General features: G+C 57.9%; 1 protein-coding gene. It reads right to left on the bottom strand.

Going from position 1 to position 259, the window contains the following annotated elements; translation table 11 throughout:
* Positions 1-259 (bottom strand): CopD family protein (locus tag AC5Y5O_RS32330; protein WP_500028786.1); only part of this gene is annotated, 259 nt, incomplete at both ends.

Genomic DNA, 259 nt, shown 5'->3' with positions numbered 1-259 from the left:
CCAGTCTCGACACGTATAATGTTGCCTAGCAACGAGATTCGCATATTTTCACGGTGAATGAGCCGACCCGCCAGAGCCGTCAACGATGCGGCCGCCACGAGGCTCAATTTGATCAGTAACACCCGCCCGTAGGTCGTCGATATCAGCTGAGGTAGTGAGACGACGGCTAACGCAGTGAGGATCCCGGTGGCGACGACAAGTAGATAGGACCACAGGGCTATTCGGACGTAGCCCGTCATCACCGAGCGCGCCGCTACCC

It is taken from the genome of Mycobacterium sp. NGS40 (assembly GCF_059812735.1).
The sequence above is the reverse complement of the archived record's forward strand: the minus strand, read 5'-3'. Positions and strand labels throughout refer to the sequence as shown.